This is a genomic window from Gardnerella sp. 30-4 (assembly GCF_001641215.1).
GTDB lineage: Bacteria > Actinomycetota > Actinomycetes > Actinomycetales > Bifidobacteriaceae > Bifidobacterium > Bifidobacterium leopoldii.
Genome location: NZ_LXJL01000064.1, coordinates 1 through 7,718, shown reverse-complemented (window position 1 = coordinate 7,718; position 7,718 = coordinate 1). Strand labels below are relative to the sequence as shown.

The following is a 7,718-nucleotide window of genomic DNA, read 5'->3' as shown; positions in this document are numbered from 1 at the left end:
GGGGGGGGGGTATAGTGCTGAGTGTTTAAGCAGAGTAATTGAGTTGTTTTTTTTTTTAAGTGTCATCGTAATGATGACATCATGATTCGTAAGCTTTGCAGATTAGAAGGTAGGTGTATATGTTTAATTCGCATATATTTAGCCGTTTCCTTCGACTAGTGCGCTCAATTCGTCGTTCGTTATTTGCTTTTTTCGTGGCGATTGCAATGTTGCTTGCTACTTTTGTGATTGCTCCAACTTCTGCTCTAAGTGCTGGCGAAGGTACTGGTGAAAGTGCTACTTCTACTGAGAAGGCTGAGGGCGCGAAGGCTGGTTCTGCTAAAAACGATAGTGAATCGAATAAGCAGCCTGATCAGAGTGAATCTAATAGTGCTGAGCATGATAAGAAAAATACTGGCTCTTCTGATACTTTAAAGAAGAATGATGGTGAGCTAAAGTCTGTTGAAAAGCAGAACCCTGCTAGTAACAATGGTGTCAATAAGCCTAAGGCTGAGAAGTTTGTAAATGAGACTGCTGTAAATAAAAAAGCTAAAGATGCCCAAAAGAAAGGCGCCTCTACGGAATCTGTTAAAGGCACTGACAGAAGTGTGAAGAAAAAGCCTGAACTTCCGGAAGTGTGCAAGAATAATAAAAAGTATAATACTCCTGTAAAATGCTACAGCATTACTTATGGTAGTAAAGATAAAGGTAATAAAGACACAATAAACATTAAAGGCAAGGATGGCGAGTCTTATAATAGGGTTCCTCAGATTATTACCCCAACAATAAAAGTTGCTGGTATTGTGCAGCAAACATTACCTAATGGCGTTTGGCTTGGGTTGGAGAAGTATGGTAAAACTAATGATTCCGTAAAGTATGCTTTTTTCAAGGGTGAGAATGATAAGAATGATAGCTACACTGCTAAATCTACGCAGGGTGTATCTAATAGCGATGGTTCTATACGTTTTTTTGCAAGCAAATGGCTAGTAGATAATACATATAGGTTTAATGTTGTAATACATTATCCAAATGGTTCTAAATCCAGCACTAGGATTAAAGCGATACTTGCTAAGGATGATTTGCCTAAGGCTGAATCTGGTGATTTAAAGCTGAGCTTATACGATTTTGGGAAAAAGGATGATAAAGTTTCTGTAAGCGGTAATAGAATTACTATAAAACCAAAGTCTAAGGGTTCAGCTCCTAGCGGAGGTACTGAAGGAAGTGCTACTGGCAGTACTGATAAGAAAGACACTTACGATCCTATTGACAATAAGCTTTTTATTGAATCGCAATCGAAAGATAAGCCTGGTTTTATCTATCATCGTATGATTTGCCATGAAACTGGTAGTGATGATAATGCCAGTTATACGGTAGGCAGTGTTAATGGTTTGAGTCTAGGTACGCAGACTCAGTTCGAGCATAAGGAAAATCAGAATCGACCTGATAAAAATGCAGAGAATTCTGCTGTGTATGAAAATGATGATTATACTGAGCGCTCTCAAAGCTGGATTACTGGAACGCCTACGAAGTCTGGGACTTTTGAGTGCAAAGTGTTTGCTATTAAAAAAGATGATGAATTTAAATTAGAGCGAAACTCAGGAAACGGTAAAACTAAGGTATATTCTACAGTATTAGACGAGTTTGATACTAGAGTAGAAACTAATAAGCAATCTCTGTTTGAAAAGCCAGAACAAAACATTGTTGAAGATAAGTGGACTAATAAAGCGTCTATTAAGCAAGGCATTGACTGGGATTATAAGAAGATAACAATCCAGTTTGGAGATAAGCCGAAGCCGCCAGAAATTCTTACACTGAAGGTGTATCCGTTTAATGGTAGTCCTACGGCATTGTCTGAAAAGAATAACAAGATTTCTGCAATGATCGGTATGGAGCTTAAGCCGTTTATTGATGCTACTTCTGCGGCGGATAGCAAGAATAAGATTACATTGCGCGTGCTGTGCTCTAAGGGCGAAAAGAAGAAGGATAATGCTGGTGGTGGCGCTTCGACTGGCGGTACTGGCTCGAGTGGAAGTGGTTCTGCTGGAAGTGGCTCAAGTGGCACTAATATTGGCGCTGTCTCGCGATCTGAGCAACCCTCTGAACCGTCGCAGCCGTCTCAAACTGCTGGATCGCCGCAAGCTGAGGAGCCTCTTGAATACAAGACTTGGAGCAGTAATCTTGCCGAGCTTGGTCTGAGTGTGCCTGAGGATACGAAGCAAACTAGATGCAATAAGGCAAATGATGGGGATAAAGAATGTACTGCGAAGAACGTTGCGTCTCAAACTTCTATGGAAGTGAGTATAAAGCCGACTGAGGTTGGCAATTACCAGTGCGTTGTGTACGCGCTAAAGCCTAAAGCGTTCAATGCTCAATCTGGCAAGCAAACGCCTACGGACATTGATAAGGCATTAGCTGGTGATAAGTCTCTTAAAGAAAATAAGGATTTTGCTGCTTTTACGCTCAATATTGATTCGGTGAGCAATTTTACTTTGCCGCACACGGGTGGGCAGAGTTGGAATTTGCAGCTGGGTATTCTTGCCGCTCTGTTGGTGAATCTGCTGGCTGCTGGCTTTGTGGTAAGTCAAAGTGAGCGAGGTCGCAAATTAATTTTGGGAAGGTGGCGAGGCTTATGCAATTACGTATGAAGCAGTTGTATATGCATTTACTCGCCGTGCTTCGCATAAGGCGACTACGTACGCATTTGCGCATAAAGCCTTCCTGTTTCGCGCATTGTTTTATTGCGTATTGTTTTATTGCGCAGTCTTTCGGGATTCGGGAGCGTGATAAAACAAGGTAAATGCCAAAAATTTTAAAACTTTACTCGTATGAGCATTATCAATGCAAATTAATTTTCTAGTTGCCGTAAAACGGCAAATGAAAGGAGTGAACATGAAAAAGTTCACTAATAAATTCGTGGCGGCGATTGCGTCGCTTGCTATGGCTGGCACGCTGTGCGTCGCCGGCGCTGTAACAATGACTGGAGTTGCATGGGCTGGTAAGCCGGTTGTTCCGCAACATCCTGCGAATACGGATCCTAAGGATCCTAAGGCTCCGTGGGAGACTGACGCTCCAAAGAATGGTACTATAACCATTCTTAAGTGCGTGAAGAAGGCAAATGATGATAACTCTACTACTTCTCAGACACAAACAGATCCTCAATGCAAAACTGGTTTTAAGCCGCTTAAAGACGCTACTTTCAAATTGACTAAAGTCACTTCTGTTAAGGAAGGTGACAAGTATGTTAACTTAGATCTTAGCAAATTTGAGTCTTGGCAGAAGATTGCAAAGCTTGTTACTAAGCTGAACGATCACACTATTAAAGACAGTGGCACTGATGCAGAAGTCAAGCTTGATACTACTAACGTTATTGATTCGAAGAACACTGACGATAAAGGTATAGCCAAGTTTGGTGATGGCAAGAATAATCTTGATCTTGGCTTGTATAAGGTTGAGGAAACTAACGCGCCTAAGGGCTATGGTGTTTCGGATTTGCAATCCTTCTATATGACACTTCCTTTGCCGGAGTACACTACTAGCGAGGGCAAGGATGCAAAGACGACTGTTTCGTATAACTATAATCCTGTTGTGACGCCGAAGAACAAGGATCTATCGGCTACTATTCAGAAGGTTTACGATAAGACTAAGTTCGCTAGCGTTAAGGATAAAGTGCCTTTTACAATTACTGCGGAAGTGAACAAAGCTAAGCCTAAAGATGGTAAGTTGACGGCTGCTAATCTTCAGGGTTATAAGGTCTTCGATGATGCTCCAACCGCTGCCTTCAAGACTATTGATGCAAGTGTTGTGAAGCATGTAAAGATTGGCGAAACTAGTCTTGATAAAAAAGACAATCAAAATAAAGATATGTACACCGTTAGTGTTGTAAACTCGTCTTCTGATGCTGGTGGTGCGGATCTTGCTGCTGGTCATAAGCGTATTCTTGTAACGTTTAATAATGATGGCTTAGGTAAGATTGCTACTGCCTTGAATAACGTTACTGAAGGTCAAGAAGCACCTAAGGTTACGGTTGATCTTGAGTTTGAGCTTAGTGATGCTTACAAGAACACTAAAGCTCCGACTGGCACTGATAGTGTTGCTGAGAAGGATAAATCGCAGGATGAGGTTGTAAACAAGTCCGGCTTCTTCCAGGCTCATGAGAAGAATGAGGGTGACTTGCCGCCAATCATTCCAGATACTAAGAATTCTCAGGCGACTATTGACTTTGGTTTCCTTCAGGTGCATAAGTTCTATAAGGAAGGTAATGAAGAGAAGCCGCTTGAAAATGCTGAGTTCAGGATTTTTGCTGATAAGGCTAAGGCTGATGCTTGCGCTCAAGGTCTGAAGGAAAATAAGGAACTTGGCTCGATTGATGCTTGCAAGGCTGCGTCAACTATTAATGATGCTGCTGCAGCTGGTGCTTCCCAGCCAGCTGGCGCTGCTACTACTGATGTGCAGACTGCTACAACAGATTCTAAAGGTAACTTCGCGAAGGCATACAAGACTCGCGCTGGTGTTCCTGTTTATCTTGTTGAGGTTAAAGCTCCTAAGGGTTATGCGATTTCTCCTGTAGTTCATGCTGTGACTGTTGAGAAAGATAAGACTACGGCTGAGCCGTTTGAGGACCTCCCACTTAAGGGCGGCGACAACGGCAAGAGCTTCTGGTTCAATCTTCCTGCAACTGGTGCTTACGGCGTGCTGATTTTCGCTGTTGTGGGCATAGTTCTTATTGTTGCGAGCGTGATTATGTACGTGCGCAATCGCAAGGAAGAAGAACAGCAGCAGAACGCTTGATCCGCTTTCTAAAGCTGGTCTTGTAGTCTAATAGCAAAGTGTGAGTCTAGGGTTTACTGAACTAAATCCTAGACTCACTTGCTCTTATGATTGTTCTCTTGCAGCCTCGTAAAGAAAAAGTCGTGTTCTCGCCAACAAGCGGCAGAAATTTTACACACGTGTAAAGGAACGGTCGGTTGCGCGCTAACAAGCGGCATAAACTTTACGTGCATGTACAGAAACGGTCGGCTACGCGCTCGAATCCGGCAGAAATTTTACAGTCGCGTAAAATAAAGGTCGTATTTCCCCCAAACCTCCTGAATCTTTGCAGTAATGTTTTGCAAACGTCGATTATTTATTGCTTAGTGAACTTTAGCATTATTGCTCTGCAGACGTTGATTGCTTGTTGTCCAAAGGACATTAACGTCATTGCTGCCGCATACACCACGCCAAGCACTCCTACCACACCACAAAACAACGATGTGTGAATTTACGAGTGAGGGGTGGGTGTTGCTTGGTCGAGCAATATAAAAGCGGAACGATAGTAATAATCTTATTGACGAATACTATTTTTGCAGAGAAAGTAAGTAAAAAACTAAACTTAACTACGCAACCATTAAGTCCAAGTAAGGTATAAGAGCGGAGCGCTGCGAGACAAGTAACACCCACCACTCACATCCACTTCAGAAATCCACCAGCCAAACACCAGCCCCCAAAACTCGCGCCACATCAAGCAAGTATTTACGCATATAAACTTCACAAGGAGGAAGCATGAAATTAAACAAAGTTGTTACAAAAGTATATGCTTTCTTCAATCAGTCTAAAGCAAAACCTGCAACCGAATCAACTCAAGACTCATCAACCGCATCAAAACCCGCATCAAAACCCGCACCAAAGCCAACGAAAAAACCCAAATCCAAACTCCGCCGCACTCTTGAGCCAATTGCCCTCGCACTTGCAGCAATTTTGTGCTTCACGTACCCGATTGCGTCAACGTTGTGGAATAACAAGGTGTCGAAGGAGATTTCTACCGCGTATGATCGTTTGAGTCGTAAGCAGACTGCGAGCGCTCGCGAGAAGATTTTGAACGCGGCTCGTCGTTATAATGCGCGCCACAAGTCGATTATTACGGCTGATCCTTACGATGGCACGACGGATTATATGAAGACGCCGGAGTATAAGGAATATGCGAAGCATCTGGATGAGCCAATGGGGATTATGGGTATCGTGAAAATCCCGAAGATTGGCGTTAAGCTGCCGATTTATCACGGTAGTTCGCAGGAGGTTTTGGCGTATGGTGCTGGGCATTTGTATGGCACGGATTTGCCGGTTGGTGGCAAAACGCGTCACGCTGTTGTGACGGCGCATACGGGTTTGCCGAATGCGACCATGTTTGATGATTTAGTGGAGTTGAAGAAGGGCGACTATTTCTATTTTGACATACAAGGCGAAACCTTACGTTACAAGGTGTTCCGCATTAGCGTAGTCGATCCGCATGATATTAGGTTGCTTCAACGCGAGAATGGGCGAGATTTAGCGACGCTGCTTACGTGTACGCCGTATGGTGTGAATACGCAGAGGTTGCTGGTTACGGGCTATCGCGTGCTGCCGGATCCAGTTTCCGCTCCTGGGGACAAGTTGCAGTGGCCGCTTTGGATGACGATGTTCGTGCTCGCGCTTATTGGTTGCGCGGTGATTCTTACGACGATGATTATTGCCGCGGTTCGCAAGCGCCGCCGCCGTGCTGCTTCACTTGCTCATGCCAAACATATAACTGCTTAGAATTGCTGTAATGCAGCGTGTTGCGAAGATTTAGAGAAATAACACCTTGATTTTCGTGAAAATTCGGCATATATTTACCCCTGATTTCGTGAAAATTTAGCATAAATTGACATTGATTTTCGTGAAATATATACTATAAAACAATAGTATTTTCAACGGTTTTGTGGTAATTAAGAGTGGTGTTATATGTTAAGGCGAAAATTCTATCAAAAAATGCTCGATTGGAAGAATGCTGATCGCGGTTCAACAGCGCTTTTAGTAACAGGTGCTCGAAGAGTTGGGAAAAGTACTATAGTTGAAGAGTTTGCAAGAAACGAATACAAGTCTTATATTCTTATTGATTTTTCGCAAGCATCAAAAGATGCGCTTCGGCTATTTGAAGATTATCGTTCAGATTTAAGCACTTTCTTTACGTACCTATCTGCATTGTATGGTGTGAAACTTTATAACCGTGAATCGGTAATGGTTTTTGACGAAGTGCAATTTTTCCCACAGGCTAGAGAATTTGTAAAACAACTAGTTGCAGATGGCAGATACGACTATATAGAGACTGGCTCGTTATTGTCTATTAAACATAATGTTGAAACAATATTGATTCCATCTGAAGAACAAGAAGAACGCATGTATCCTCTTGATTTTGAAGAATTTTTGTGGGCTTTTGGAGAAGAAAATCTATCGAAAGTTATTAAAAATTCATTTGATGCGTTAAATCCTTTGCCAGATGCTTTACATAAAAAAGCGATGCGACTTTTTAGAGAATATATGCTAGTTGGTGGCATGCCGCAATCTGTAAATGAATATGTTGATTCGAGAGATTTTACTCGAGTAGATAGGGTTAAGCGTCGTATTCTTTCGCTCTATAGGCAGGATGCTGCAAAGTTTGCAAAAGGTTATGAAATGAAAGTTATGGCTGTGTTTGATGGAATACCAGCACAGCTTTCCAGGCATGAAAAAAGATATAGGATTACTTCCTTGGGTAAGAATGCTCGTATGCGTGACTATAAGGATGCGTTTTTTTGGCTTTCGGATGCGAGTATTACAAATAATTGCTATAAATCTACAGATCCAAATGTGGGATTGAATCTTAATGCAGATGATGCGTTAGTAAAATGTTATATGGCTGATACTGGTTTGTTGACTTCTATGATACTTTCAGATAGTAGTATTGCGTCTAATAATCTATATAAAGA

4 protein-coding genes are annotated in these 7,718 nt (G+C 42.3%); all 4 read left to right on the top strand.

Annotated features, from left to right (window positions below):
* Positions 1 to 119 precede the first annotated feature (119 nt).
* The gene (locus tag A5294_RS04605; protein WP_004118581.1) at positions 120 to 2,624 is read left to right on the top strand and encodes a hypothetical protein; all 2,505 of its coding nucleotides are present in this window, start codon (positions 120 to 122) and stop codon (positions 2,622 to 2,624) included.
* Between the two features lie 244 nt (positions 2,625 to 2,868).
* Entirely contained in the window at positions 2,869 to 4,767 is a 1,899-nt protein-coding gene (locus tag A5294_RS04600; RefSeq protein WP_004118582.1) for a SpaH/EbpB family LPXTG-anchored major pilin, read from the top strand.
* Positions 4,768 to 5,517: 750 nt separating this feature from the next.
* The gene (locus A5294_RS04595; protein WP_064340582.1) at positions 5,518 to 6,528 is read left to right on the top strand and encodes a class C sortase; all 1,011 of its coding nucleotides are present in this window, start codon (positions 5,518 to 5,520) and stop codon (positions 6,526 to 6,528) included.
* A gap of 186 nt (positions 6,529 to 6,714) precedes the next feature.
* Positions 6,715 to 7,718 (top strand): ATP-binding protein (locus tag A5294_RS04590; RefSeq protein WP_064340583.1); only part of this gene is annotated, 1,004 nt, incomplete at its 3' end.